The 25,952-nt window shown below is 54.6% G+C and carries 25 protein-coding genes; 16 read left to right on the plus strand and 9 right to left on the minus strand.

The window, feature by feature from the left end:
- Positions 1-117: 117 nt before the first annotated feature.
- From cyoD to H5P30_RS09265, 4 genes are read right to left on the minus strand one after another with little or no spacing between them, the layout of a single operon-like run.
- A complete protein-coding gene (cyoD, locus tag H5P30_RS09250; protein WP_185692664.1) occupies positions 118-408 on the minus strand; it encodes a cytochrome o ubiquinol oxidase subunit IV in 291 nt (96 codons plus the stop codon).
- Positions 408-1,052, minus strand: a complete 645-nt coding sequence (locus H5P30_RS09255) for a cytochrome c oxidase subunit 3 (protein ID WP_185692665.1) — start codon at positions 1,050-1,052, stop codon at positions 408-410. The genes cyoD and H5P30_RS09255 overlap by 1 nt, the downstream gene beginning before the upstream one ends.
- A complete protein-coding gene (locus tag H5P30_RS09260) occupies positions 1,049-3,127 on the minus strand; it encodes a cbb3-type cytochrome c oxidase subunit I (RefSeq protein WP_185692666.1) in 2,079 nt (692 codons plus the stop codon). The genes H5P30_RS09255 and H5P30_RS09260 overlap by 4 nt, the downstream gene beginning before the upstream one ends.
- A 1-nt stretch (position 3,128) precedes the next feature.
- A complete protein-coding gene (locus H5P30_RS09265) occupies positions 3,129-4,058 on the minus strand; it encodes a cytochrome ubiquinol oxidase subunit II family protein (protein WP_185692667.1) in 930 nt (309 codons plus the stop codon).
- A gap of 1,142 nt (positions 4,059-5,200) precedes the next feature.
- Here H5P30_RS09265 and rpmI point away from each other — a divergent pair.
- From rpmI to pheT, 4 genes are all read left to right on the plus strand, one after another.
- Positions 5,201-5,386, plus strand: a complete 186-nt coding sequence (gene rpmI, locus H5P30_RS09270; RefSeq protein WP_185692690.1) for a 50S ribosomal protein L35 — start codon at positions 5,201-5,203, stop codon at positions 5,384-5,386.
- 78 nt (positions 5,387-5,464) lie between these two features.
- Positions 5,465-5,836: a 50S ribosomal protein L20 gene (gene rplT / locus H5P30_RS09275; RefSeq protein WP_185692668.1), complete on the plus strand. Its 372-nt coding sequence runs from the start codon at positions 5,465-5,467 to the stop codon at positions 5,834-5,836.
- A gap of 136 nt (positions 5,837-5,972) precedes the next feature.
- Positions 5,973-7,016, plus strand: coding sequence for a phenylalanine--tRNA ligase subunit alpha (gene pheS, locus H5P30_RS09280; protein WP_185692669.1), 1,044 nt, complete (start codon positions 5,973-5,975; stop codon positions 7,014-7,016).
- Positions 7,013-9,451: a phenylalanine--tRNA ligase subunit beta gene (gene pheT / locus H5P30_RS09285; RefSeq protein ID WP_185692670.1), complete on the plus strand. Its 2,439-nt coding sequence runs from the start codon at positions 7,013-7,015 to the stop codon at positions 9,449-9,451. The genes pheS and pheT overlap by 4 nt, the downstream gene beginning before the upstream one ends.
- A 181-nt stretch (positions 9,452-9,632) precedes the next feature.
- On the opposite strand, the gene H5P30_RS09290 is transcribed toward pheT, so the two are convergent.
- Entirely contained in the window at positions 9,633-10,586 is a 954-nt protein-coding gene (locus H5P30_RS09290) for a cation diffusion facilitator family transporter (protein ID WP_185692671.1), read from the minus strand.
- A 621-nt stretch (positions 10,587-11,207) separates the two neighbouring features.
- On the opposite strand from H5P30_RS09290, the gene H5P30_RS09295 reads away from it, so the two are divergent.
- Positions 11,208-11,360 (plus strand): hypothetical protein, encoded by a 153-nt coding sequence (locus H5P30_RS09295; RefSeq protein WP_185692672.1) that lies wholly within the window; start codon positions 11,208-11,210, stop codon positions 11,358-11,360.
- Between the two features lie 38 nt (positions 11,361-11,398).
- Positions 11,399-11,551: a hypothetical protein gene (locus tag H5P30_RS09300; protein ID WP_185692673.1), complete on the plus strand. Its 153-nt coding sequence runs from the start codon at positions 11,399-11,401 to the stop codon at positions 11,549-11,551.
- Between the two features lie 668 nt (positions 11,552-12,219).
- Here H5P30_RS09300 and H5P30_RS09305 read toward each other — a convergent pair.
- The 3 genes from H5P30_RS09305 to H5P30_RS09315 form a co-directional block, all read right to left on the minus strand.
- Complete coding sequence (locus H5P30_RS09305) at positions 12,220-12,750, minus strand: carboxymuconolactone decarboxylase family protein (RefSeq protein WP_185692674.1); 531 nt, start codon at positions 12,748-12,750, stop codon at positions 12,220-12,222.
- Positions 12,751-12,755: 5 nt separating this feature from the next.
- Complete coding sequence (locus H5P30_RS09310; protein WP_185692675.1) at positions 12,756-13,283, minus strand: peroxiredoxin; 528 nt, start codon at positions 13,281-13,283, stop codon at positions 12,756-12,758.
- 274 nt (positions 13,284-13,557) lie between these two features.
- Positions 13,558-14,973, minus strand: a complete 1,416-nt coding sequence (locus tag H5P30_RS09315; protein ID WP_185692676.1) for an SHD1 domain-containing protein — start codon at positions 14,971-14,973, stop codon at positions 13,558-13,560.
- A gap of 434 nt (positions 14,974-15,407) precedes the next feature.
- Here H5P30_RS09315 and H5P30_RS22465 point away from each other — a divergent pair, with 434 nt between their 5' ends.
- The 5 genes from H5P30_RS22465 to H5P30_RS09340 all read left to right on the plus strand — a co-directional run bounded on the left by H5P30_RS22465 (position 15,408) and on the right by H5P30_RS09340 (position 20,571).
- Entirely contained in the window at positions 15,408-17,126 is a 1,719-nt protein-coding gene (locus H5P30_RS22465) for a mechanosensitive ion channel domain-containing protein (RefSeq protein ID WP_185692677.1), read from the plus strand.
- Between the two features lie 287 nt (positions 17,127-17,413).
- The gene (locus H5P30_RS09325; protein ID WP_185692678.1) at positions 17,414-17,638 is read left to right on the plus strand and encodes a hypothetical protein; all 225 of its coding nucleotides are present in this window, start codon (positions 17,414-17,416) and stop codon (positions 17,636-17,638) included.
- Positions 17,639-17,801: 163 nt separating this feature from the next.
- Entirely contained in the window at positions 17,802-18,608 is an 807-nt protein-coding gene (locus tag H5P30_RS09330; RefSeq protein WP_185692679.1) for a hypothetical protein, read from the plus strand.
- A gap of 354 nt (positions 18,609-18,962) precedes the next feature.
- Complete coding sequence (locus tag H5P30_RS09335) at positions 18,963-19,658, plus strand: DUF1573 domain-containing protein (RefSeq protein WP_185692680.1); 696 nt, start codon at positions 18,963-18,965, stop codon at positions 19,656-19,658.
- Between the two features lie 52 nt (positions 19,659-19,710).
- Positions 19,711-20,571 carry a hypothetical protein gene (locus H5P30_RS09340; RefSeq protein ID WP_185692681.1) on the plus strand — a complete coding sequence of 287 codons (861 nt, stop codon included), beginning with the start codon at positions 19,711-19,713 and terminating at the stop codon, positions 20,569-20,571.
- A gap of 91 nt (positions 20,572-20,662) precedes the next feature.
- On the opposite strand, the gene H5P30_RS09345 is transcribed toward H5P30_RS09340, so the two are convergent.
- The gene (locus tag H5P30_RS09345) at positions 20,663-20,842 is read right to left on the minus strand and encodes a hypothetical protein (protein ID WP_185692682.1); all 180 of its coding nucleotides are present in this window, start codon (positions 20,840-20,842) and stop codon (positions 20,663-20,665) included.
- A 60-nt stretch (positions 20,843-20,902) separates the two neighbouring features.
- Between H5P30_RS09345 and H5P30_RS09350 the strand changes: the two genes are divergently transcribed.
- The 5 genes from H5P30_RS09350 to H5P30_RS09370 form a co-directional block, all read left to right on the plus strand.
- The gene (locus H5P30_RS09350) at positions 20,903-21,994 is read left to right on the plus strand and encodes a hypothetical protein (RefSeq protein WP_185692683.1); all 1,092 of its coding nucleotides are present in this window, start codon (positions 20,903-20,905) and stop codon (positions 21,992-21,994) included.
- Positions 21,918-22,805 (plus strand): hypothetical protein, encoded by an 888-nt coding sequence (locus H5P30_RS09355; protein WP_185692684.1) that lies wholly within the window; start codon positions 21,918-21,920, stop codon positions 22,803-22,805. Before H5P30_RS09350 ends, H5P30_RS09355 begins: the two co-directional genes overlap by 77 nt.
- Before the next feature lie 29 nt (positions 22,806-22,834).
- Positions 22,835-24,436: an Ig-like domain-containing protein gene (locus H5P30_RS09360; RefSeq protein ID WP_185692685.1), complete on the plus strand. Its 1,602-nt coding sequence runs from the start codon at positions 22,835-22,837 to the stop codon at positions 24,434-24,436.
- A gap of 14 nt (positions 24,437-24,450) precedes the next feature.
- Positions 24,451-25,251 carry a hypothetical protein gene (locus H5P30_RS09365; RefSeq protein ID WP_185692686.1) on the plus strand — a complete coding sequence of 267 codons (801 nt, stop codon included), beginning with the start codon at positions 24,451-24,453 and terminating at the stop codon, positions 25,249-25,251.
- 337 nt (positions 25,252-25,588) lie between these two features.
- Positions 25,589-25,952: transposase (locus H5P30_RS09370; RefSeq protein ID WP_185691791.1), on the plus strand; the 364-nt coding region annotated here is incomplete at its 3' end.

A 25,952-nucleotide genomic window follows, 5' to 3' on the forward strand; every position in this document is an offset into this window, starting at 1 on the left:
GAGGAGGAGGGGATGAGCTTGGTCGAAAAGACCGGCGAGCAGGCGTCTGGAGAGAGTTGCGATTTGGACGAGGATGGTCTGGAAGACGCTCTCTCGGTCAGTCTCCCGGAAGGCTTCCTACATCCGGGAATAGAGGCTCCCGAGCACCCAGACCGATCCTCCGATCATGATCAAAAGAATAAAGCCGGTGAAGAGAACGAGTTGAAGATCTTCCTTCTGTTGTCCCTTGAAGCTGAGGTGGAGGAAGAACCGGAGGTGGACGATTAATTGGAGAATCGCGCAAATGACCAGGGTGACATAGGAAGCGATTCCTCCGACGGTTGCGACCAGGGTGAAGGGGACGATCGTCAGGATTGTCGCGAGGACGAAGCCGATCAGATAGTGGCGAAATTCACTTGTGCGTTCCATCAGAGCAACCCTCCCAAGAAGACGAAGCTAAAGATTGCGATCCAGACAATATCGAGGAAGTGCCAAAAAACCGCCCAGCGAAGAATCGTCAGCTTCCATGCCTGATTGACTCCCTGTGCCAAGATCCCTGCGACGATCACCAAGCACCAAAGGATGCCGGAGGTGACGTGCACCCCATGGAGCCCGACGAGAGACCAGAGTGAGGAGAGATAGCCACTCCGGGTCGGAGGTCCTCCCTTGGCCGCCATGTCGATAAAGTCGGAAACCTCACGATAGAGAAAACCGCACCCGAGAAGAACCGTTAGGAGCAACCAGAAGACCAACTGTTTGCGGGGAAAGACTCGATCGGCGTGTTCCTGCTTCAAGCAGAGGACGGCCATTCCGCTGGTCAGGCTGGAGAGGAGGAGGAAGGCGGTCTGCCAGGCGACGCTGCCCAGATCGAAGAGTTCTTTCGGCCCAGGGCCACCGGCGAGGGCCGTCGTGCTGGAGGCGAAGACGGCAAAGAACATTCCGAAGGTGACGAGGTCACTCATCATGAAGACCCAGAAACCGAAGACGGAGGTTTCCGCTTCGAGGTGGTCTTCCCCATGCTCCTCACCCAGATTGAGTCCGGGATGCAGCGATTCTTCTGTCGTGGTACTCATATCGCAGGAAGTTCGTCGGGTCGGGCTAGACCCTTGTTTGCCACGGTGGTTTCATCGTCGCGGGTAATGCCGCGACCCTCACGTGCTTCGCGTCTCCAGGCCTCATCGACCCGCCGGACCTCTTCAGCCGGAATAATGTTCTCCTTGGAAGGAATGAAAGCGTAAACGATCATCGTTACGATGCACCCGAGGAAACTGGCGATGGCCATCCACCAGATATACCAGACGAGTCCGAATCCGAGACCGCAGACGAACACCGCGAGGATCACGCCGTAGAAGGTGTTGGCGGGCATTTCAATGTCCTCGTATTTTTCAATCGGTTGGTAGGCCGTCCCGTTTTGTTTGGCGGTGGTAAAGGCATCTCGGGAATCGACCTCAGGTAAAACGGCAAAGTTCCATTCCGGGGCGGGGGAAGGGGTCCACCACTCGAGGGTGCGGCCATCCCAGGGATCGCCGATCGGATTCTGCTGTTTCTTGCGGTGCACGATGCTCCTCCAGAAAGTGAGGAGGAGAAGGATGAAGGCCAGACTCAGGAAGAGCGCCCCGACTCCAGAGATGACCATGAGAGGAACATAGGCCGGATCGGAATAATCAACGGTTCGCCGGGTCATCCCCATCAGTCCCAACGGATACAGGGGGAGGAAGGTGAGACAGAAACCAAAGATCCAGCAGAAGGCGGTTGCCCGGCCATAATTTTCTAGCAGGCGGAAGCCGAACATCTTGGGAAACCAGTAGTGGATGGCCGCGAGGATCCCGAAGAGCGTCCCCGGAAGGATTACGTTATGGAAGTGGGCTACGAGGAAGAGGCTGTTGTGAATCTGGTAGTCCAGGGTCGGGTTGGCGAGAATCACGCCGCTCAGGCCGCCCATCACGAAGAGAATGAAGAATCCGGAGAGATAAATCATCGGTGTCGTGAAACGGATTCTTCCGCCCCAGAGAGTGGCGAGCCAGTCGTAGACTTTCACCCCGGTCGGAATCGAAATCAGGAGGGTTGCGATCCCGAAAGCGGCATTGACCGTCGTCGATTGGCCCATCGTGAAAAAGTGGTGCAGCCACACCATGAACGAGAGGACAGAAATGCACATGGTGGCCGCCACGATTCCCGTGTAGCCATAAAGTCGCTTGGCCGAAAAGGTTGAGGCGATCTCCGACATCACCCCGAAGGCTGGGAGGATCAGGATGTAGACCTCGGGGTGACCGAACATCCAGAACAGGTTGATGAAATTCATCAGGTTCCCGCCCATGTCATTCGTGAAGAAATGGAAGCCGAGATAGCGGTCGAGTCCGAGCATCACGCAGCAGGCGGTCAAGGGCGGCATGGCGAGGATGAGCAGAATCGAGGTGCAGAGCGCCGTCCAGGTGAAGAGCGGCATCCGCATATACTCCATCCCTTTCGTCCGCATCTTGTAGATCGTCACGGCGAAATTGACTCCGGTCAGGGTCGAGCCGATTCCGGAAAGCCCGATGGAGAGAATCCAGTAGTCCGGTCCGACCCCGGGATTAACCAAGCTTCCATTGTAAGACGGATATCCTGTCCATCCTCCGGTTGCGAATTCGCCGATCAGGAGTGAAATGGTGATGAGAAATCCGCCGGCGCCGGTGAGGCCGAGACTGATCTGATTCAGCCTCGGGAAGGCGACATCGCGGGCTCCGATCTGCAAGGGCACCGCAATGTTGATCAGCCCGATCAAGAACGGCATGGCCACGAAGAAGATCATGTTCGTCCCGTGGGTCGTGAAAAGCTGATTGAAATGGTCAGACGAGAGGAATCCGCCATTCAGCGCTGTGGCTTGGTGGACGCGCATCAGCGTTCCTTCGACCACTCCGCGGAAAAGCATGATCACCGCGAAGAGGATGTACATGATCCCGATCTTCTTGTGGTCGACGCTCGTGATCCATCCGAAGAAGGGTTTCCACCATTTGAGCCAGGTCAGGAGGACGACGATCAGAACCGCCCCGACCGGGATCATGCCCGCAGCCCCGGAGGTGATAAAGGTGTTTAGGTTCGGGTCTTCAACCTCTTGAACGAGGATGACCGAGTCCCAGGTGAGTTTTCCAAAAATCGGGTCTACCATGCTACATCTGCATCAAAGGTTTTTCGGGAGCCGGAGGAAGGAGAGACTTCTTCGGATCGTAAAGAGGGCTTCCCGGTTGGCTCTCCGGAGTCATTGGCTTGCCGGACCAGTAACGGGCCAAAACCCGTTCGAAAATATTTGTGCCATCCAGCACCATCTCGATCGCGCCTTTTTGTCCTTCGATTCCCAGACGCTTTTTGGCCTCCTCGGAGGTGCCTTGTTCGGCCAGGATCGCATAATTCTCGGCCGTGAATTGGAGTTCGCTCTGCTTCGCCTTCTCCATGCGTTCTCGATATTTCTCCTCGGAGACGGCATACAAATCAAATTTCTGCTTCCAAAAACCCTCACCGGTGAACTGGGTGTTCATGCCCCGGTCTTCGCCCTCGTCCGACGCCATGAAATTGAGTTTGGTGGTCATCGCTGGCATGGCGTAGATCTGCCCAACGACTGCCGAAATGCGCAGGCTCTGCATGACCGTGTCGGTGGTCAGTTCAAGCTCAACGGGGTAGCCCTCCGGAACGATCAATTCGTCAACCAGGGCAATGCCCTCGTCGGGATAGATGAAAATCCACTTCCAGTCCAAACCGATGACTTTGATTTCCAGTGGATCTTTCCCGAGCGGCTTGTAGGGATCCAGTCGATGGGTAATATTCCAAAGACTGACTCCCATGAGAGTGACCACCAAGAGCGGAACCCCCCACATTAGAATTTCCAAGATCGGATTGGAGTCCCAGTTCGGACGATATTTGCCCTTGGGCTTGCTCCGCCGGAATCTCCAGAGAATCCACGGAGTCGCCAACAACGGAGGGATGATGGCGATGAACGTGAGGAGCATGACCAAGTTCAAATGCTTGAGCTGCGCCTCTGCCGCCGGACCGGTAGGATCCAGGAAGCTGTCGGCCACCGCGAGAATTAGAGGAAGTTCAGTCATCGATAAGTCCCTGCCAGATGGGATCATCTTTAGGCGTCCGGGCAAAATAGCTAGAAGAAAGTGGCGTTGGATTGAAAAAGGTCGGCAATAAATTCGTTTCTTCGGATAAGCACGGATCGATTGCAGGGTAGGGAGTGCTCGTGGTCGACCTCTGGAATTCACATCTGGCCCCGTTGTTCGTGCTCCTCATGAAAATGGAAAGTCGCGTTCATTCATCGATCATGTTTCTCGATTTCCGTGTCTCGCCGCCAATGGGAGACTGAGGCGGGGGTCTTTCCCATTGCTCTGAAAGTATGTTCACGAGTGAATCATCGCCGTGAAAATTGCGAGCTCTTGAGACGCGTCAGGATTGATTCATTGGAGTGTATCCTGGGGGGGGCGTTGGGGTGCGTCTGAGGAGTTGCGCCCTTTCAGGGCTAGGAAATTTCGCGGGATCTCCGAAACCCAGGGCGTTGCCCTGGGCTGATGGGTTTTGCACCGTTGGTGCAGAGACGGTCGATAGGGTGAGTCTTGCATCGATGGTGCGGAGATGGACGGGACAACAAATTTCGTGTCGGGGATGCGGAGAGTAGCGGGCCGACGTTTTTCTACGGGCTTACGGAATGACGGGCTTACGGGATGGCGTAGGTGCGGTGTTTGTGCTGTGCGGGTGCGCCTTGGGCATTCTCGAATCCTTCGCGCCAAAGGCGCATCAACCCTTGAGCCCGGGGCAACGCCCTGGGTTTGAGGGTTGTAAAATCAGTAGCCCTGAAAGGGCGTAACCTCTTGCGTAGTCCCGCGCCAAAGGCGCATTGACTCGCCAGCCCAGGGCAACGCCCTGGGTATGAAAGGATCGATCAAGAATTAGCCCTGAAGGGGCGTAACCCCTCTTCTGTGTTCCGGGATACGCGTTCGTCAAATTTGTTCGTCCGACGACTCGCTGCTCCTTGTTTGGCGTGGCTCTCTGTAGGTTCCCGAATCTTTCGCGCCAAAGGCGCATCACCTGTTAGTCCAGGGCAACGCCCTGGGGATGAGAGGTTTGGTCATTGGGAGCCCTGAAGGGGCGTCACCCTCGCACAACGAATGAACCACCCATGTCGAATTCCTCCGGAATACTCTTTACACCCCGGACGGAACTCGTTTTTCTCTTCCGTTTTTCCACCATGCAAAAGACCAAGAAATCCATCGCTAAGCGTTTTAAGGTGACTGGGACGGGACGTCTCATGCGCCGCAAAGCGGGCAAGCGCCACCTGCTCCGTAAGAAATCCACGAAGCAGCGTCGGGCCATGCGCCAGGATCAGTCGGTTTCCAAAGGCTTCCAGAAGCGTTTGGAAAAGGCGATCCTCTGATCCAAGATGAATCTGCGATTCCCCGGGTGACAATTTCAGGCGACCCGGGATCGCCCAAAACCTAAGAGAAACCAAAACATGCCAAGAGCAACCAACAAACCCGCTTCACGCGCACGTCGCAAGAAGGTCATCAAGAAGGCCCAAGGTTACTTCGGTAACAAATCACGCCTTTTCCGTTACGCGAAAGACGCCGTCGATCGCGGAGAAAAATTTGCTTACCGCGACCGCCGGAAGAAGAAGTCCGAGATGCGTCAGCTCTGGATCGTCCGGATCAACGCTGCCTGTCGCGCGAACGGTATTAATTACAGCCGTTTCATGTCGGGCCTCCGCACGGCCGGCATCGAGATGAACCGCAAGGTTCTTTCCGAACTCGCGATCAATGACCCAGCCGCTTTTCAAGGTTTGGTCGATCAGGTCAAGTTCGGCTCATCTGCCGAGAAGGCTGGTTGAGGATCATTTTTAACTTCCCCGCCGGGCTGGGCGGGTAACGTCCAGCCCGAGCGGTTAGAAGTCGTATTCTCTCCCGAAGGAGAGTTCAGTCGGGAGCTGATTCATCCTATCTGACCGTACGGTTACTCCTTTTCCAATGGACGAAGATATTTCGAGTATCATTCACGAGGCGGAGGCGGCCGTGGCCGCTGTCAGTTCCCGGGCGGAACTGGATGAGGTAAAGGCTCGCTTTTTCGGCGGGTCTGGATCCTTCACCGCGTTTCGCAAAAAAATTGCCGACCTGCCGAAGGAGGAAAAGCCTGCCTTCGGGAAAAAGGTCAATGAGCTCAAGACGGGGCTGGAGGCGGTATTCGCCGAAGCGGTTCTTCAGAGTGAAGAAGCGGAATTCCGCAAGCGTCTCGGGCCGGAGGTCGATCCTTCGTTGCCGAGTCCTGATTTGGGTCGTGGGTGTGAGCATCCGCTGACTTTGGTGCGCAATCGCATCGTCGAGATCTTTCGCCGGATCGGCTTTTCCGTGGTCGAGGGTACCGACGTCGAGTCGGAGTATTTCTGTTTCGACGCCCTCAATACTCCACCGGATCACCCCGCCCGGAACGTTCAGGATACCTATTACCTGAAATCGGAGTCCAAGATGGGGAATGTGAAGAAAAAGGTCGATGAGGAGCGCTATCTTCTCCGCCCTCACACTTCGAGCACCCAGATTCGGACCATGCTCAAGAACGAGCCGCCGATCCGGATCATTTCGCCGGGGCGTTGCTTCCGCCGCGATACGGCCGATGCGACGCACAGTGCCAATTTTCACCAAATCGAGGGGCTTTATGTGGATCGGAATGTTTCCGTCCGCGACTTGAAGGCCGTCCTCGACTACTTCGTCCGCGAGCTTTTGGGCTCGGACGCGAAGACTCGATTTCGCCCGCACTTTTTCCCGTATACCGAACCGAGCTTTGAGGTCGATTTCCCCAGCGGGCATTTGGGGAAGGTCGGATCCGATTGGATCGAGATCATGGGCTGCGGGATGGTGGATCCTTCCGTTTTTGAAGAAGTGGGCTATGATCCGGAAGAGTATTCCGGTTTTGCCTTTGGAATGGGGATAGAGCGAGTGGCGATGAACCTGTACGGTATCGACGACATTCGCTATTTCTACCAGAACGACGAACGTTTCCTGCGCCAGTTCTCATGAAGATCAGTTATCAGTGGCTCTCGGATTATGTGAAACTCGACCACTCGGTGGCCGAGATCGAGGAGGCGTTGACCCTCATCGGTTTTGAGGTCGAGGGAATCGAGTCCTTCGGTGTTCCTCGCCTTGAAAACGTCGTCGTTGGCGAGGTTCTCGTGCGGGATCAGCATCCCGATGCGGATCGCCTCAGCGTTTGCTCAGTCAAAGTGTCTGAGACGGAGGAACCGGTCGGCATCGTTTGTGGTGCCCAGAATTACAAAGTAGGGGACCGTGTCCCGGTTGCCTTGCCGGGGGCAGTATTGCCCGGAGACTTTAAGATCAAGAAGTCGAAGCTGCGCGGGGTTCCCTCCGCGGGAATGATGTGCTCGGCGAAAGAGCTGAATCTCGGGGACGACCACTCTGGGCTATTGATCCTGGAGGACCGTCCGGCTATCGGCACACCGATCAATGAGATCTTTCCCGAGCCCGATACCGTTTTTGATGTCGAGGTGACGCCAAACCGCCCGGATTGCCTGAGCGTTATCGGCATCGCCCGCGAACTCGCGGCCTGGTTCCGTGAGGACTTGAAGTATCCGGAGATCGAACAGGCAATTTCGGATGGTGATTCATCCGATCATCTCTTGGAGTCGATCAAAGTGCTCGATTCGGAGGCTTGCCCACGCTACACGGCCTGGTCGATTCGGGGCGTGAAGATGGGGGAGAGCCCGGACTGGATGAAGCAGAAGCTTCGGGCCGCCGGACTGCGTCCAATCAACAACGTCGTCGATTGCACGAATTTTGTCCTCCTTGAGACGGGGCAACCGCTGCACGCCTTTGACTTTGCCAAGATCAAGGGCGGTCGCCTCGAAATCCGCAAAGCGCGTTCAGGCGAATCAATTACCACTCTCGACGAGAAGAAGCGGAATCTTTCCGCGGACGATCTGGTCGTTGCCGATGCCGAACGTCCTTTGGTCATTGCTGGGATCATGGGTTCAGTCGATGCGGAAGTTGACGGCAGCTCGGTGGACATTGTCCTGGAAGTGGCTGCCTTTGAATCAACCGCGACCCGGGCCACTTCCCGTCGCCTTGGTCTGAGCACTGACAGCTCCTATCGTTTTGAACGGGGCGTCGACCCTCGGGGAATCGAGTTTGCGGCCGCTCGCTGCATCGACCTCATTCTCAAAACTGCCGGAGGGCAAGTGGGCGGAGCCCCGCAAATGGCGGGAACCCTCCTCGATACCTTTTCCGAGATTGAAGTGACTCCAGAGCAAATTACGAAGCGCATCGGCTTCGAAGTGCCCGAAGATGACATCGCTGCGGCTTGGGAACGATTGGAGTTTGAGGTCAGTCGCCCCGATGATGCTTCTGAACCATGGCGGGTCCGCGTGCCGTCGTTCCGGGGAGATCTGGGTCGCGTTGCCGATTTGACCGAAGAGTTCTTAAGGATGTACGGCACGGACCGGATTCCTGAATCCAGTGTTGGATGCGAAACGGTCTCTTCGCTGCCGGAAGCCCCGGGTGACTTGGCCAGCCGCGCCTTCCGAAGTCATCTGGTCGCCAATGGCTTTAACGAAGCGTTCAATTACACCCTCGTCTCTGGGGATTCTGCACAGTGCTGGCAGGGTTCTGCCGGTCGGCAAGCTCTGGAGATGGAGAATCCGCTTTCGCAGGATCAGAGCCATTTGCGCCCTTCTCTGTTGAGTGGACTGCTTGACGTCATTCGCTTCAACCGCGGCCGGGCGCGCAAGGAATTCCGCTTCTTCGAATGCGGTCGCGTTTTCCGTGAGGAAAAGGGCCGAGTGAATGAGTGTCTTTCGGTGGCTTTTGCCGTTTGCGCGGCACCGGAGAAGACTGATTGGCTCGCCCGCGAACCGTTTGATTTCTTCTCCGCTCGTGGTCTCTTGGAGGACCTAGTCGGAATGGCTGGCTTGCAATGGCAGGCCGGGCGTATTCGTCCTGCTCAGAATGATGCGGCTTGGACCGAAAAGCGTTCCGCAGAGTTGGTGCATCCGGCCGGTTGGTCAGTCTCCTGGGGTGCTTTGAGTCGTTCGATTCTAGAAGCGCACGAGATTTCCGATCCCGTTTTCGCCGGAGAGCTGATCGTCAATCCCGCACGTCTGGATCCTTCCGCGAAGAAGAAAGCCTCCTTCGTCGCCCCCAGTTCCTTCCCGCGTTCGATTAAGGACATTGCCGTCGTCGTTCCGCAGAGTGAACTGGCCGAGAGTGTACGCAGCAAAGTGGCTTCTTTCGCGAACAAGGGCGCCAAGGGCTTTACGGTCGAGTCGGTGAACATCTTCGACGTCTATGAGGGCAAGGGATTGCCGGAAGGACACAAGAGCATCGCCTTCTCCGTAGAATATGGCTCCCCCGATCGCACTCTGACTGAAAAGGAAGTTGGCAAAGCCTTCGACGATCTTCAGAAGCGCATCGCGGAAGAGAAGTCGATGGCGATGCGGTAAAAAGTAGGGGAGTAGCTTCAGCTGCCCCCTCCTGCGCCTTCTCCGGCACATCGGTCCCAAAAACCGCCCAGCCGAAACCAAATCGGCTACGCTGATGTATGGGCTATTCCAAAAAACAGTCGTCCCCGCCCGGAGCGCAGTGTTTCCGCCTGCGCCTAGTAGTAGGCAGTTCAATCTTCGCTTACAGTGGAAGGCTCTCCTCGATATCTCCCGAGGCATGGCGAAACCACTTCGGGTTTGCCGTAAAGGAGATGTCGAGAGCCGGATGGGCATACTTTTGCTGAAGTTCCTCCCAGACCCGGTCGCGGATTTCATCGCACTCGGCGACCGAGAGGTCATTGATTCTTACGTATAGATGGACGAGAAGCACCCGGCCGGATTCAACGACGCGGAGTTCGCGCTGGTGGAATCGTTCGCGGGGAAGCCAGTGGTCAAGGATGGCATCGATTTCGGCAATTCGCTCGGCTGGAGCCGAACGCGCGACAATCTGCGCCCAATTCTCGCGAATGATTTGGAAGGGAACTGGGAGAAGAATCAAACAGACCAAACCGGTCACCGTCGGATCGACATAGGGAACCCAATCCTGGAGTCCGAAGCGGGGCAGAAGAACTGCCAATAGAAAGGCGAGGGCAACGGCAAAACTGACGCATCCGTCGATAATCCAGTTGTGGAGGTCGATGCGCACTAGAGGCGACTGGTTCTTTCGCAGCCAGAGGTGGAGCGCTCCGGCAACCCCGAAGCAGCCGAGGGTCGCTCCGCAAGCGTAGACGAAAGCCGAGCCCTCCGCGATTTCGCGTCCTCCGGTGGCCAGAGAAATGATCGCCGCAACCAAAGCGAAGATGGAGACGGAGCCGATGAGAAGCCCCTTGGTAAAATTGAGGATGGGTTCATAGGCAACATACCCGAAGGGATATCGCTCGTCATCGGGACGAAGAACCAGGGAGGAGACTCGGATGGCCAGGAGAGCCAGACCGAATCCGATCAAGGAGTATACTCCGTCGAGAAGAATGGCTTGAGCCCGGGTCGCGATCGCGAATCCAATGCCGGCTCCGGCCATGATCAGATTTCCGAATACGGTGATCAGAATGGCATTCCGTTCGGCCTTCTGCCGGGGCTGATGGGTGGGGTCGGGCATCTGACTATGGATGGATTTTGTCTCTTTGTGGGTTTCTGAATTCAATGCGGCTTCCGCACTGGGTCAAGGATCGGGCGCAGAGGGAGAATGGCAAGAACCTCGGCGGAATCTATTAATTTTTGCATTTGGAGATATCTCGACTTTCGCTGTTTCGGCAGACCCTTTTTCCTCTTTTTTGCTGCGCGTTACAGAAGGGTGAAGTGTCTTCTCTCGGTTCAGGAAGGAAATCTGGAGCGGAATGGTGATAGCCATTTCGAAGTCTTGGGCACCGTGCGGGTGCGTTGATCTCCGATGCGTTCCCGCCGGGACGCAGCTGAAGCTGCTGTCCTACGGGAAGACGCTGGATCGTGGCATACCCGCTCAGCTTCAGCTGCGCGGTATAGCAGGGCGAAGTAGTCTTCTCTCGGTTCAGGAAAGAATTTGGAGCGGAATGGCGATCGCCATTTCGAAGTCTTCGGCTTCGCGCGGGTGCGTTGATCTCGGATGCGTCCCCGCCGGGACGCAGCTGAAGCTGCTGTCCTACTGGAAGACGCTGGATCGTGACGGACCTACTCAGCATCAGTTGCGCGTTATAGCAGTGTGAAGTGTCTTCTCCCGGTTCAGGAATGAATTTGGAGCGGAATGGCGATAGCCATTTCGAAGCCTTGGGCACCGCTCGGCTGCGTTGATTTCCGATGCGTCCCCGCCGGGACGCAGCTGAAGCTGCTGTCCTACGGGAAGACGCTGGATCGGGATGTGCCCGTTCAGCTTCAGCTGCAAGGTATAGCAGGGTGAAGTGCCTTTTCTCGGTTCAGGAAGGAATTTGGAGCGGAATGGCGATAGCCATTTCGAAGCCTTGGGCACCGCTCGGCTGCGTTGATTTCCGATGCGTCCCCGCCGAGACGCAGCTGAAGCTGCTGTCCTACGGGAAGACGCTGGATCGGGATGTGCCTACTCAGCTTCAGCTGCAAGGTATAGCAGGGTGAAGTGCCTTTTCTCGGTTCAGGAAGGAATTTGGAGCGGAATGGCGATAGCCATTTCGAAGCCTTGGGCACCGTGCGGATGCGTTGATTTCTGATGCGTTCCCGCCGGGACGCAGCTGAAGCTGCTGTCCTACGGGAAGACGTTGGATCGTGGCGTGCTCGCTCAGCTTCAGCTGCGCGGTATAGCAGGATGAGGTGTCTTCTCTCGGTTCAGGAATGAATTTGGAGCGGAATGGCGATAGCCATTTCGAAGTCTTGGGCACCGTGCGGATGCGTGGATCTGTGATGCGTCCCCGCCGGGACGCAGCTGAAGCTGCTGTCCTACTGGAAGACGTTGGATCGTGGCGTGCTCGCTCAGCTTCAACTGCCACCTTTCCGCGGCTTCGTGATGGATAAAGTCATTCCGTCTTCTTCCGACCGCGCAGCGAAAGCCGAGCGGGTACGATACTCTGCTTCTCCCGCGTGAGCGCGTGGTTTGATCTGCATTGGATCATCGCTGATTTGCCGAGAGGGATGTAGATGGAAATTATCTGTTTTGCCGCCACTTTCTCGATTTTCTAGCTGGGCTGAAGGCTTCCCCATGTTGAGATGGGAAATGGCCAAAAAAAAGAGGCGCTGCTTGGGAGCAGCGCCTCTGAAAGACGTTGGTTGAAAACCTGAGTTCCGTGTCCTTAGGCGTCTGCCGAGTCGAGGGCGACGGCGACTCCGTGGAGGATCGAGGCGATCCGAACGGCGTCGTGGACGTTGTCCTCGTTCATGCCGCCTTTTTTGACGGCGGCTTCGTGGGCCTTGAGGCACATTTCGCAGCCGGCGAGGGCGGCGGGGCCGATGGAGAACAGTTCGAAGTCTTCCTTGGTGCTGGCGACCTGCTGCATCCGCATCATGCGGAGGTTGGCCGGGCGCTGGTTGTAGGCTTCGGACTTCATCAGGTGGCGGAACCGATAGTAGATCGTGTTCATGCCCATGATGGCGGCGGCGGCGCGGGCGTCTTCGAGGGTGGCCTCGGCAACCCCGGCGGCCTTGGCATCGGCCAGAACGGCGGCGGTGAGCTCGGGATGGCGGATGTAGTAGGCCGCGGCCAGAGCGGTGCCCCAAGTCTGATCGCTGGTCAGCGATTCGCCCTCAAGCACGCGCTTGAGGTTGATCCGAAGGTCCTTGGCTTCCTCGGGAAGCTCCGTCAGGAGTTCTTTAATTTGGTCCATAGGTCTTAGACCTTAATGGTTTCTTCGCCTTTGTTCCAGTTACAAGGGCAGAGCTCGTCGGATTGAATGGCGTCGAGAATGCGGATGATTTCCTTCACATTGCGACCGACGCTCAGGTTGTTGGCAGCCGAGTATTGGACGACACCGTGCGGATCGACGATGAAGGTCGCGCGGAGGCAGACGCTTTCTTCGCGATCGAGGATGCCGAGCTCGCGGGCCAGCTTGGGTGCGGCGATGAGCGGGAACTTCAGACCCTTGAGGTCTTCGTGGTCGTTGCGCCAGGCCAGGTGGCAGAACTCGTTGTCGGCGCTGCCGCCGAGGACCACGGCGTCGCGGTCTTCGAACTCATCGACGTTCTTGTTGAACTCGACGATCTCGGTCGGGCAGACGAAGGTGAAGTCCTTCGGGTAGAAGAAGTAGACCTTCCATTTGCCCTCGTAGCTCTTGTCGGTGAGGTCGATGAGGTCGTCATTGGTGAGGCCGTTACAGGCCTTGACTTTGAATTCAGGGAACTTGTCGCCTACAGTAATCATGGATGTATCTGGTTAGTTTTCGATTTGAAGTTAAGAATTCGTAAGGCTGGTAGGTGTTCGCAGTGAGTCAAGGGAGTGAGCCAGAATTTTGGAGAAAAGAGATTTGGGCGATTGTAGAAATTAGGTCGACTACTGTGGAGTCGGAAGCCTACGCGGAGCAGTTCAGGTGCCTAAAAATTGGGCGAGAGTTCACTCAGAAAGAGTCGGGGGGGCTTTCCAAAGAAAGCCTAAAGCCGTTGGCAATAAGAAGTCCTTCGGGGGCTGTCTGACGGTATTAGAGATCGATGATGTAGAAATTGCCGAGGGAGACTTGCTCTGCTTGGCCCACCGTGATCCATCGTAGTTCAAAGAATTTTCCCCATGAATCGGAAATGGCCAATTCTCCAGTTCCCTCATTGTAACCAACGATCATGCACATGTGGGCAGCTTCGCGGTCACGGGGAATGGTCGCTCTGACGACTTCGTTTTCTTTCTCGCAGCGCTCCTTCCATGCTTCCCAGTCTTTTTGCTTCTCGCGTTCCCGGGTGCGTTTATTTGCGATCTCATTGAAGTCTCTTCCAGAGAGGAGGGTCCACATGATGGGGACCCCCTCCTCAATGAAGTCGGAAACGTCTTTAATGTTGGCTTCCATCCTTTCTTCCTCGAGATCGCGCCCGGAATAGGAGACGTAGGATTGCGCGTTTTCGACGATCTTGCGGATGTCGGTGCCTCCGCCGATTCCGGTCTGCCCGGCCATCGCCAAAACATACATGTCGGCGGGGATACTGAGAAAGCGGAGATATCGTTCGAAAGTGGCAGGGACGCAGTAGCCTTTGGGTCCTTGATCGACCATGGGAATGCCTTGAATGAGAACGTCGCCGTTCGGATACCGCACGACGTGCTCCAGAAGGCGTTCGCGCATTTCGGCCTTAGTGATGCGGTCGTTGAAGCCTCGGTTGTCGGCGATGTCTGGAGGCATGATCCTGAGGCTCACATATTCGCCATCCTGCTGGCTGAGGAGGATGGCGTGGTCTCTCCAGTCCCAGCGGCTCACGCGTTCCTTCATGTCGTATCGGCCGAGATTCATCCGATCTGGTTTTCCCAATAGGTTGACGAGCTGGTTCTCGATGGTTTCGCCATCCAGCTCGACGGCATCCTCGATGATCTCGGGGTTTCGGGTTGGAAGATCGCCTTTGTTCGCAAAAACCATGGAGAGGCTCGTTGCCTTGTCATTTTCGCCATAGAGAACGGCTGAGTAGGGCCTTGACTTGAGAATGGTGTAGGAGTCATCGGGGTATAACCGGTAGCTGGAAAGCGATTCGGTTTGGGATTCTCGTGGCCAGTTCAGGCGTTTGGCGATCGCCTTCGCGGACTCTTCCCAGAGAACGGTCTCGCCGAAAAGAGGCACTCCGAAGCTATCGTTGAGTTGTTTCACGTCAGGGCCTTCGAGCGCAGAGGGTTCGGCGGCCCTTTTCTGGCGTTTGTATTCCTCGATGTAGGCTTGGTCTTCATCGCTGAGCTGACTGATCGGGATTGTGAACCGACGTCCGTCGCTTCGCCGAATTGTGATTGATCTTTCCTGGACGGAGACCACCTCAGCCTCGAGCGTGCGGTTCTGGGTGTCTGTAAAGGTGCGAGCATCCAGCGTCGGCGGATGCATACTCACCAAAACGAGAGGAAGTATGAAAAAGCGAAACGATCTGATGCTCATGGTTTTTCGCAAGAGAGAGCTACTTTGAGAGTGCGGAATGATACAGGAGGGATCCGGTGCGAATGGATCCGAGTCGGGCTATTCGTGGCTATCGGGGATTGGTAGGTGAAATTCTTTTTCAGTCTGGCATTCTGGGTGAGCTCTAGGGTTTAGAGGCTGGGGTTTCTAAACGAGTAAGAGTGGGATTCTGCAAAATTGGAGCGGATTGGCCAGTTTGATAGTAGGGGGGCGACTATGATAGAGGAAAGGGGCGAATCGGATCTGGAACTGAGTGCTTCCAATCCTCTCTCGATATCGATTCACTGAGAATCTCCTCTAAGGAAGCCATGCGTTTGTTTGCACTCTTTTACTCATTTTTCCTCGGGTCATCTTTTTTATGGGGTGCTATCGAAAATCCTGGAGACCTAATCACACCATCGGAGGATCCGGAAGAGGTGCAGGGAATCTTAGACGAATTGGCCTCTCACGAACTGGAGGAGGACGAGCGCTATCTTCTTCACCCGGCGAACACGAGCAGCCCCCGGGATACGATCGTGAGTTTCATCAAGCTCACCCAGCGGTTTCATGACCTCATCTCCTCCGAGGATTATTCGCCGGAGGACCGGATCGAGGTGATGCATCTTTTTGGCGAGATCCAAGACTTCTTTGACATGAGGAACGTGCCGCCTTCGTTGCGGGCGGATTATGCGTCGGCCGCTGGTATTTACCTGAGGGAGATCATTGACCGGGTCGGACTGCCGGATCTCGATCACATTCCCGGGGAAATCGCGATGCGGGCCGCGATCGCCGAGGGGCAGCCGGCTCGTTGGCAGATTCCAGGTCTGCCCTTTGAGATCGCCCGGGTGAACAGTGGTCCGGAGGAGGGCCGGTATCTGTTTACGGAGAATACGCTTCTCGAGGCGAAGGCCGTCTTCCAGCGCGTGCGAGAGATGCCCTACGTCAGTGAGGCCGCCAAAGACTTCTACTATTATTTCTTCCTGACTCCGAACCCGATCATCCCTGCCGAATGGATCGATGCTCTGCCCGATTGGATGTTGAGAGATTTTTACGAGCAGACCGTCTGGCAGTGGTTCTCCATGTTCGCGGTCATTTTGATCGCGGCCTTTTCCGTTTGGTTGCTGAGAAAGGTGTTGAAGCGGATTTCCCGGGAGCGATCGGCTCTTTTCCGCCATCTGTGCATGCTCATCGTGCCCTCTTCTGCGATCGGGGTGAGCCTCTTGGGCTACAATCTGATCGACGATAAGATCTTCATTACGGGTGAGGTCTTCCAGGTGGTGACCTATCTCTTATATTTGGTGCTTCTCGCCAGTGGCATTATCGTTACGTTTGTGCTGGGGACGGTGATTTGTGATTTGGTGACGCGCTCCGAGCGGTTCGAGGGGAGGACTTTCGACTCCCATCTGGCACGAATCGGGATCCGGATCGGAAGTATCATCGTTTGCTTGGGCGTATTGATCCAGGGGTTGCAGCAGATCGGATTTTCGCTGGCGACGGTGATCGCCGGGGCCGGGGTAACCGGTTTGGCGGTCGCTCTGGCGGCCCAGAGCACGTTGCGGAACATTTTCGGAAGCTTGATGATCCTCATCGACCGACCCTTCCGGGTTGGTCAGCGGATTATCGTCAGTGGTCACGACGGGACGGTCGAGGAAATCGGCCTGCGGTCGACGCGCATCCGCCTCCTCAATGGGCATGTCACCAGCATCCCGAACGAGCGGATGGCCGATGCCGAGATTGAGAACGTGGGGCTGCGGCCCTACATTCGCCGGGTTTCGAGCATTCATCTGGCTCACGGAATGCCGATCGAGAAAGTGAATCGGGCGGTGGAGATCATTCGGAAACTTCTCGAGCCGCATGAAGTTTCGGAGGGGGGCATTCATGCTTCGGACGACCCAAACGCGCCGATCAACTACGCGGATTTCCCCCCGCGGGTCTTTTTCAATGAGTTCAACCGGGATTCGCTCAATATCTTGATGATCTATTGGTACCACCCGCCGGAGTACTGGAATTTCCTCGAATTCAGCCAACGGATCAATGAGGAGATCTTGGAGAAGTTCCGCGAAGAGGAGATCGAATTCGCCTTCCCGACCCGGACGGTCCACATCGCCGGGACGAAGGCGACGCCCTTTCCCCAGATCGAGGGCGAGGAGAAGTAGGCGAGGGCTTCAGCCCAATGTCATTGCATAATTAGCCAATCGAAAAAGAACTGCAGGATTTTGGAAGAAAAAACCTGCACGTGCGTTCAGTGTTATGTTGCAAGATATGGATGCACGAAAGGGATGTTACTTTTACGGATTCGAAAGGACTGGCATGCAAGATCGACAAGGTGCTTTGCGATGCGGCGAGGCTTGAAAGCAGGAGCATTCGCGGCCGCAGAGCTGGGTTAAGTTTAGGGACTTTGTTGTTCTCGACTATGCGTCAGAAGATCTTCAGACGTGGAGGGATGGCTGAGCATGTAAAGATGACGAGTGCCAGAAGTCTTGATGGATCTACGGTATCCCGTCGCCTTGCAAAGGTATCGAAGGAGCAGTTGGAAGCTGTGGGCGAATGTTTGCTGGGCCCGATCGGGGATCGCAGCAGTAACCCTGGAGGCTACTACCGGGGTTATCGGACGGTAGGAATCGGATGGGACATGCTTTACGTTGATCAACAGCAAAGCGATTGTTGAGAAGGTGCCGAAGTCGAAGAGCCGCCGCAGTCTGGAGTAGGAGCCCGGGGAGGCAGCTTTTCCGCAGATTTATGCGAGTTCTCTGGTGGAGTTGGGGCCTCACAACCCTTTGGCAGTCCGCGTGGGGATCGAAGGAGAATCGGAGCTGGAGCTCTCCGTTGGATTGCTGAAGAAACTGACTAAGGCAGACATGCTCCTAAGAGACCGACTTTACGGGGTGGGATGGTTTTTGCACCAGATGGTCGAACAGGGCAATTACGGTGCGTTCTTGCTGAAGGTATCCGGCTCACAAACAAGCCGCAGGATCGAAGAACTCGAAGACGGATCCTGGATCGTAGAGGTGGACGTGCGCAGCCGTCGCCGTCCGGCGGACATTATCGCTACCCATCTTGTGCGGGAAATCCGCTTTGAGATCGCCAGCACTGATGCGCAGGGTGAGAGCCGGATCGACTGTTACCGGCTTTGGACCGATCTGATGGATTGCCGGATCGATCCGGCTAAGACCTTGATCGGCCTCTACCAACAGCGATGGGAACATGAAGGTTCCTGCCGGGAAATGAAACTGGAACTAAAGAAACACAAGCATCTCAGTGCCCAGCTGCTGGAGACCGCCCACATCGAGATACTCTCGATGGTATGGGCTAGCGCCTTGATCGCTAAAGAGCGCCAGCGCCTCGCCTCAATTAACGGCTCTTCAGAAACTGCCCGGCGCGTGGGCTTCGACGTCGTCCAGGAAAACATGTGCGTGCTCTGGCCCCTGCAAAGCCAGGTCGGAATCCACCTCTCGCAGGCTCAGTTCGAGGCCAGCGCCCAGAGCTTATCCCATCATGCCAGCCTCTACAATACCCCGCAAAAAAGAAAACGATCTTGCCCGAGAAAAGTCCGACAAAATCAAAAACACTGGCCAAAAATCCGCGAAAGAACCGAATCAAAACAACCTGTCAAAATAACCATCCTCGGCCACCATTGAATTATGCAATGGCATTGGGCTTCAGCCCCGGCTTTCGTTGGAGCGGGATGGACTGTTGCGGATTTTTCGATAGTCGTCGAGTGTTTCAACTGCCGATCCGGCGCGGGAGCGCAGCCTGAAGGCGGGCCCTACAATGGCCCATTTCGACCCCTAAAAAAAGTTTAGGGAATTCTTTCATTCACCCGTTTGGTCAATCGATATTCTACAATTGCCAAGGCCGAGCGATACGGTTGTGGGGAAATTACCCATGCGAACCGATGTTTTTGTGGGGGATTTTCCCATGTCCGGGAAATAAATCGTAACTTTTTCTATTATCGGTTGACTTTAAAAATAAAAAACGGCGTTTCCAGAGCAATGATTGATCTGATTTCAGTTACTAGGGTTGTCGGGCTAGGAGCACTACTTGTGATCGCCTCCGGAAGTGCGCTTGCGGATTTGTCGTTCGAAGAGCGAGTTTGGAAAGAGACGGCGGGAGTCTCGCAGGAGAAGGTGGAGTTCGCGTTTCCGTTTGAGAACTCGGGAGAAACGGAGGTGACGATCACCGAGATCAAATCGTCCTGTGGCTGCACGACGGCGAAGCTCGACAAGAAAACGTATGCGCCTGGAGAATCCGGAGAGATCACGGGCACATTCAACATAGGTTCCCGCCAAGGGCTGCAGCGCAAGACGGTACGTCTGACCACCGACTCGGTGGCCCAGCCTCAGATTCTGCTCACCCTCGAGGTCGATATTCCCAAGCTGGTCTCCATCGAGCCCGGAATGCTTCTCTGGCGCAAGGGTGAGGTTCCCGATGTGAAGACCTTGAAGATCCTTCCGAATGAAGAGATGGGCGTTGAGATCGCCGGGATCGATCTTGAGGCCGAGGGGGTTTCGATCGAAATGTTGGACGTTGAGCCCACTGGAGCCGCAGAAGTCGAAGGGACGGGGGTTCGGGAAGCCCTGGTCACGGTGGCATCGACTGAGGCACCCAATCGGGGGTTGATTCGAATCACGGCAATGCTGCCGGATGGTCAGGAAAAGTTGTACTTCGCCCACGCGTTGGTGAGATAATGGGAGGGGTTCTCACAGAGGCGCAGAGCACTCGGAGATTTGGAGTATCGAGATGATTCAATTGAACCGTTATAAGCTCCTCTGTGTGCTCCGTGCTTCCGTGAGAGAAAGATGCGTTGGAGTAATTCGCGTCCTGCTGGCCCTCCTCCTGGTCGCTGGCCCTCTCGCGGCTGAAGATCTTTTCGAGCATCGCGCCTTGCCAACAACTGGCAAAGAGGAGGCGGTGTTGGTCCTTTGTCCGGGGATGAATGGAGACGGGGCCTTTTTCCTTGAGGAAACCCCTTGGCGGGAGTTTGCCGATCGGCACGCTCTCGGGTTGATGGCGATTCATTATACTTCGCCCGCCGGGCCCATGTATTCTGATGCGCGCCAGGGCTATTACTGGCCTGAACAGGGTTCTGGAGAGGCTCTGTTGAAGGAGATACAGGAGGTTTACGGCAAAGACCTGCCGATTCTTATCTATGGATTTTCGGGGGGAGCCCATTTTGTGAGCCGTTTCTCCGAGTGGGTGCCCGAGCGGGTCATCGCCTGGTCGGCCTATTCGGCCCAGTTCTGGGATTCGCCGTCCGAGAGCGAGATCCTTCCTCCCGGCATCGTCGCCTGCGGCGAGCAGGATGGCGTTCGCTGGTTTCCGAGTTTCGCTTACTTTTATGAAGGTCGCCGCCTTGGCAAGCCGTGGACATGGGTGAGCTTGGAGGGGACGGGTCATGTGCGTAATGGTGATTTCGAGCAGTTCGTGCGGGAATTTTTCGGCGAGGTGCTTCACGGGGACGAATCTTCGTCTCCGGTTCTGGTCGATGTCCTTTCCGGCGAAACCATCGACGCGGATGAAGTCCTGCTCCAGCCGGGGCTGGCGGCCATTCTTCCCTCGGACGCATTGGTCGAGTCGTGGCGAACCCTTCACGCGCCATAAGTCTAAGAAAATCTTCTATAAACCGAAAAGTAAAAACAGAATAACTATGAAAACAAAAATATTACTCGCAGCGCTGTTGGCACTCGGACTGCTAGGCGGTTGGGCCGCTGTGAACACTGACTCGATTTTCCTGGGTGATCCAATACTGCTGTCTTCTGACTGCGACGATGACGATGACGATGACGATGATAATGACGAGGGCGGTGGAGGTGGTCCTTCCGACAGTATGCCAAACCAAATTCCTGCCTGAGGGCTGGGGAAAATTCCTCACGGATGCGCTGAACACACAGAGAAATAGTAGAAGTATAATTGGAACTGCGGTAAAGTCGTGATGACGGATCGAAAGAGCGCGGAGACGTGGGTTGCAGGGACCAATCGTCTTGACGAGGATTTTCCTCTGTGTGCTCTGCGCCTCATGCCTGCCCGCCGGAGTGCCCGCAGGACGAAGGCGGATGAGAGACCTCAGCGTTGGATCGGTCTCCTTCTCTCTCTTGTTCTTCTCCAGTGCCTACTTATTCCCAATGTCTCTGCTTCAATTACGAATTGGGACCCGCTGCCTACGCCTGTCGGCAACGCAAATTTCCGGGGCTATGCGCAGATTGAGCGGCATCTTGGTTCCTGGAGTCTTCCCAACGGGACAGAGATCCCTCTCCACTTGGTTCTGCAGAGCGATCCGACGTTCGAGCCGGGGCCGCTCGGCCCGGGGTGGCACTTTCCGTTCTTCCGCAGCGATTTTGTGCGGGTGAAGGACTACGAGGCGGTATGGGAGGTGCCCAATGGTCGCCGAATGTTCTTTCCGCGAGATCGGCAGGAGGAAGAATCGGATGAGGATGAACAGATTTTCCGTTCCCGGGACGGGGAGTGGACGGCGGTTTGGGAGAAGGATCGGGATGAGATCGAGGCGACCGTGACTTCAACTGAGGACCCGGCTTGGTGGTTTCACTATGAAGAAGGTCGTTTGCATTCCTTTCAAATGGGTGAGGAGAGCCCAGAATATCAGGTCGATTGGCTTGGCGGAAGTAATTACCCGCGGATGATTCGTCCGTCCAACCGTCGCGAAGGTCCGGTGGAGATCGTTTATGCCGGGCGAACTCCGGAGGCGATTCGGATCGAAGATCGTGTGTGGCATATCGAAATGGGGAAGGGCGACTGGACCGCCCCTGACGGGAGGTCGGACTATTCAGATTACCGCGTGAACTTTCTCACCGAGTTGGTCAATCCGGACGGAGATATCGAGGCTTTCGTCTACGAGAAAGGAGAATTGAATGAGCGGACGGTGGGAGTGTTGGATCAGCCGGGAATAACGAAGGTCGTCCGCCTTCCGGTAAACCGTCTAAGCCTGCGGGATGCGGGGGGGAGTGGATCGCGGCTTTCTCGCGTGGGAGGCCCGCAGCGGATTCCTGGTCGAAGATTCCGGGGGTGACTACACGGTGACCAGCAAGGGATTGGATCCGGAGCAGCCGGATTTCGCAGAGAATCAGAGCAAGGGAGGTATTGCTCCATATTCAGTACGCATCGAGAAGCAGCTGGAGGACGGGTCGCTAGAATTGTGGAGCTATAACTATCGAACGGGAGTCCGGGAAAGGACCGATTCGTCAACGGGCGAGGTTTTTCGCGAGACGTTTATTGTTTCACCGGGTCCGGCTTATGGGGAACTGCGCAGGAGGGAGAAAAAGGGTGCTTCCGCGGAATCGTGGAAATTGATCGAACAGCGAGCCTATAACCCGGATGGACGCCTGATTCGGGTGATTGGCGGCAATGAAGTCCGGGAGCTGGTATGGGAAGAGCGAGGAGAGTTTTCCCGAGTGCAAGAGTTCGTCGAAGGAGAGCTGACAAAGGAGCGGGTATTCGAAAACGGCCGTCGAGTTCGGACAACCGAGTGGGGAGAGGGTAAACCGACGACTTATACCTACGAGTTAGAAGGTGGACAAGAAATCGTGCGCCAGTTCGTAGAAGGCGAATGGCAATGGACGCGGATTTGGAACAGCAGCGGGCGGATTGTCTACGGGAATAACAATGAGGGCTTCGAATCGATTTTTCGCTATGGCTCTGATGGAATCAGAGAGGTCCTCCAGAAGCGCCCGGACGGGAAGGATTTCCTTGTGCGGACTTCCGAGGGCGAGTCGGTTCGTATTACTGATCCAGAAAAAATCTCGGCGTGGCTGTCGGACCAGACTTTGACTGGTTCTCATTTTCGAAAGGCCTGGATGTTTGAGGGGTCAATGAATGATTGAAGATCGGAAAATAGCGGAAAGAAAAACATATGAAGATATTTAAGGTAGTTATGGGTTTGTCGGGCATCCTTTGCCCATTTTTGGTACTGGCCCAAAGTGACCCATGTGTTTGTCCGGGCGATCAGCCATACGCAGGTCAGGACGAATGCGGTAATAATGTTTGTGATCCGGCGGATGTGGGCACCTATCCTTACACAAGTGCTTGCGGAATTGGAACCTGCGATTCGAGTTTGGACGGTGATTATCCATACAACGACGCATGTGGGAACGGTGTTTGTCATGAGGATATGGAAGGTGAATACCCGTTGAGTTCATACGACTGTGATGGCGACGGCGTTTTGGATACATGCGTAGACGATATGTACGAGGACGCTTGCGGAAATCTTACCTGTGATTCTAGTTTGGATGGAGAATTTCCTCTAGATGCTTATGATTGTGACAGCGACGGGGAGTTGGATTCATGCGAGCCCTGTGGAAGTGTTGAGATTGCGGGACTTAGTTTTCGCAAAGTGACCGATTCTATTAATTTGTCTGCGAGCTCAGAAGAACTAGAGGGGGATAATTTTACATGGTCTGTTGAGGATGGGGATATAGATCTGCAATCTACAACGGGTTCAACAATCCAAGTGAGCGGAAATACATTGGGCACGGCCACCATCAAAGCCACACATGAGGATAGTGGCATTTCGGCGACACATCAGGTTACTACTTATCACGTTGTAGCTACTCATTCAAACACGGAGTATTGCGATGGTGAACAAGTATCTATTACACTGGTAACTACACCCGAATCGGTTGAATCGGAAATTAGTAATGTGGATGTCATCGCGAAAAAGCCTGATGGATCCACGAATTTCGTAAATGTGGAAAATAGCGGAACGACTTTACAGAAAGCAAGCCAGGGCGATGAATTGAAGTGGATCAGCGGAGAATTTGGAGCTATGTGGTATTCCAGTGGGCAGGGAGATTGTAATAACCCGCTGATTGTTGATTACACACTTACGGCTACTTATGAAATTGAGGGGGAGGAAGAAACAGTTACGTTAAGTGGATTTAGTGTGAATGCTTCACCCGATGGTTCAACTCCTTGCTTAGAGGGTTCAGGAAGTGTTCAGCGTGATTGGTTTGATGGCTTTCCTAGCTACGAGTTCGCGCCTATTGAAGGAGATGAGGAGCATTGGAAAATGGAAATTGTAGGTATCGGAACATTGGTGAGAGATGTTCATGCCTCAGCGATTACTGGAAATACTTCGTCAAATTCGCAATTTTATCCTATGATTCTGCATGAAGAAGAATTTCATGTCGACCAAATTGAGGGTAATGTTTCAAGTGTAATTGATCCGGCAAAGCATTTTAGTGTAACATATGTCTATGATAATGAGATATCGAATTTCGAATCTATTGTAGACCTTGGTCCAAACCCGACGACAGCAGAAGTGGAGGCTGCGGCGGATGCGGAGACCGCATTTGTTGGCGACAAGATGGAAGAGCATTTTGACGACACTGTTCAGGAACTCGGTCAGGATCCGAATTATCGTTGTCCTATTGAGCAACAAGCCAAAAATGCTGTAGGATCTCTCTTTCATTTGACTTATTATTGTGCGTATCAGCAAACAGGGACTTGCCCATAACTAAGCTTAAAAAAATGATTTTAAAAATATTTATCTATCTATTCGGAATGCACTTACTTGTTTGTGGTTGTTTGTATTCAAAAAACTTTTACGATCATGACGTGGCAAATTATATAGTGGAACAAGTTTTTGAGGGAGATCGATTGTTTGCCGTGGTGAAACGATACGAACATGGATCAGGAAACTACTCTGCGTATCGTTTTGAAGACGGATCTAGAATTTGGGGCGAAATCCCTCCAGGTGAGAAGGTCTCTGAGTTTCGCTTGAAAAATAGCATTAGACCGCTTGTGGTCGAAGCTGACTTCTGCGGGAAACTGGATTCAACTGTATTTATTGGTACACCCGAAAGGGTCGTCATCTTCGGTGAGGGCAATCCAACTTATGTTGGCATGTCTGGTTCGGGTAGTAGATGGTTTGTTATCGGCGAGAAGGTCGTGGACGCAAATGGAAATTTGAAGAAGAAATTCGAGGAGCGCTACCGGGATGTTGCAAATGCAATTCCGCTTAAGTCGGGGCGGCTCATTCACATTGACGAGCCTCTTGGGTTGAATATTTATAGTTTGAAGTTTACGCGTGCTGAAAAGCCATCTTATTTGGTTGAGTTGAGCGAGATAGAAATGAATGATCTGTCGAAGATTTTGAGTGCTATTTGCTCCCTTCGAGCTAACATTGATTCGTTAAATCATTTTGATCGTTCTTCGGTGATGATGGAAGATTTTATTGAACTTGAAGAAGAGATCAGAACCGAATTTGGGGTAGAGGTTTTTAAGAGCTGCATGGAACAGCTCACTACTCTCCAGTCAGGTGTTCGTTGAGATAGGAGCATAGGAGAGAACTTCGAACAACTGGGATTTTTCCGCCATACTGGAGTTAGAGTCGAATTTTTGGTCACATGAAGGCTGAATTTGTAAATTCAGAATGGATTTTTGAGCGGGTTTCCCTGCTCATCCCTCCCATTCGGGCACTGTGGAGCCAAGAATCATGTTCGGAAAAAGGCATAGTGGTCGAAGTTGTAGGTGAGATTGGTCAGGCAGATTTCGATTCGGGCCCTTCGGATTCCGATAGGTAACGTCCCAAAAGTTTCGCAAAATTGAAAAGAGTGCCTTTCCGCCGATTATCCGGTAGGCAGTTGGTTAACGACAACTAACAGCCATGGAAGAGACCAACGAAAAGACACCTGAAGAGACAGTAACAGGCCGGGAGGCCGAAGCAAGTGAAGTTGTTCGCATCAACTTCGATCATCTGAAGAAGGACCTAAGCGGATTCGTCCGTGGAACGGTAGAGGATGCCTTGAACGGCCTTTTGAACGCCGAGGCGGAGCATCTGTGCAATGCCGGTCGCTATGAGCGCAGCGAAGAGCGTTCGGCCCATCGCAGCGGACATTATGAACGGGGATTGGAGACTGGAGCGGGCAAAGTGACCTTGAAGGTCCCAAAGCTTCGTGGAGCGAGCTTCGAGACTCAGATCATCGAGCGTTACAAACGCCGCGAGTCCAGCGTGGAAGAGTCGCTGGTGG

This window comes from Puniceicoccus vermicola, from assembly GCF_014230055.1.
Lineage (GTDB): Bacteria > Verrucomicrobiota > Verrucomicrobiia > Opitutales > Puniceicoccaceae > Puniceicoccus > Puniceicoccus vermicola.

Excerpts from the sequence above, each read along its gene's own strand:
- cyoD (WP_185692664.1), bottom strand. The coding sequence starts at position 408 with ATGGAACGCACAAGTGAATTTCGCCACTATCTGATCGGCTTCGTCCTC.
- H5P30_RS09255 (WP_185692665.1), bottom strand. The coding sequence starts at position 1,052 with ATGAGTACCACGACAGAAGAATCGCTGCATCCCGGACTCAATCTGGGT.
- H5P30_RS09260 (WP_185692666.1), bottom strand. The coding sequence starts at position 3,127 with ATGGTAGACCCGATTTTTGGAAAACTCACCTGGGACTCGGTCATCCTC.
- H5P30_RS09265 (WP_185692667.1), bottom strand. The coding sequence starts at position 4,058 with ATGACTGAACTTCCTCTAATTCTCGCGGTGGCCGACAGCTTCCTGGAT.
- rpmI (WP_185692690.1), top strand. The coding sequence starts at position 5,201 with ATGCAAAAGACCAAGAAATCCATCGCTAAGCGTTTTAAGGTGACTGGG.
- rplT (WP_185692668.1), top strand. The coding sequence starts at position 5,465 with ATGCCAAGAGCAACCAACAAACCCGCTTCACGCGCACGTCGCAAGAAG.
- pheS (WP_185692669.1), top strand. The coding sequence starts at position 5,973 with ATGGACGAAGATATTTCGAGTATCATTCACGAGGCGGAGGCGGCCGTG.
- pheT (WP_185692670.1), top strand. The coding sequence starts at position 7,013 with ATGAAGATCAGTTATCAGTGGCTCTCGGATTATGTGAAACTCGACCAC.
- H5P30_RS09290 (WP_185692671.1), bottom strand. The coding sequence starts at position 10,586 with ATGCCCGACCCCACCCATCAGCCCCGGCAGAAGGCCGAACGGAATGCC.
- H5P30_RS09295 (WP_185692672.1), top strand. The coding sequence starts at position 11,208 with ATGGCGATAGCCATTTCGAAGCCTTGGGCACCGCTCGGCTGCGTTGAT.
- H5P30_RS09300 (WP_185692673.1), top strand. The coding sequence starts at position 11,399 with ATGGCGATAGCCATTTCGAAGCCTTGGGCACCGCTCGGCTGCGTTGAT.
- H5P30_RS09305 (WP_185692674.1), bottom strand. The coding sequence starts at position 12,750 with ATGGACCAAATTAAAGAACTCCTGACGGAGCTTCCCGAGGAAGCCAAG.
- H5P30_RS09310 (WP_185692675.1), bottom strand. The coding sequence starts at position 13,283 with ATGATTACTGTAGGCGACAAGTTCCCTGAATTCAAAGTCAAGGCCTGT.
- H5P30_RS09315 (WP_185692676.1), bottom strand. The coding sequence starts at position 14,973 with ATGAGCATCAGATCGTTTCGCTTTTTCATACTTCCTCTCGTTTTGGTG.
- H5P30_RS09325 (WP_185692678.1), top strand. The coding sequence starts at position 17,414 with ATGGCTGAGCATGTAAAGATGACGAGTGCCAGAAGTCTTGATGGATCT.
- H5P30_RS09335 (WP_185692680.1), top strand. The coding sequence starts at position 18,963 with ATGATTGATCTGATTTCAGTTACTAGGGTTGTCGGGCTAGGAGCACTA.
- H5P30_RS09340 (WP_185692681.1), top strand. The coding sequence starts at position 19,711 with ATGATTCAATTGAACCGTTATAAGCTCCTCTGTGTGCTCCGTGCTTCC.
- H5P30_RS09350 (WP_185692683.1), top strand. The coding sequence starts at position 20,903 with ATGACGGATCGAAAGAGCGCGGAGACGTGGGTTGCAGGGACCAATCGT.
- H5P30_RS09355 (WP_185692684.1), top strand. The coding sequence starts at position 21,918 with ATGCGGGGGGGAGTGGATCGCGGCTTTCTCGCGTGGGAGGCCCGCAGC.
- H5P30_RS09360 (WP_185692685.1), top strand. The coding sequence starts at position 22,835 with ATGAAGATATTTAAGGTAGTTATGGGTTTGTCGGGCATCCTTTGCCCA.
- H5P30_RS09365 (WP_185692686.1), top strand. The coding sequence starts at position 24,451 with ATGATTTTAAAAATATTTATCTATCTATTCGGAATGCACTTACTTGTT.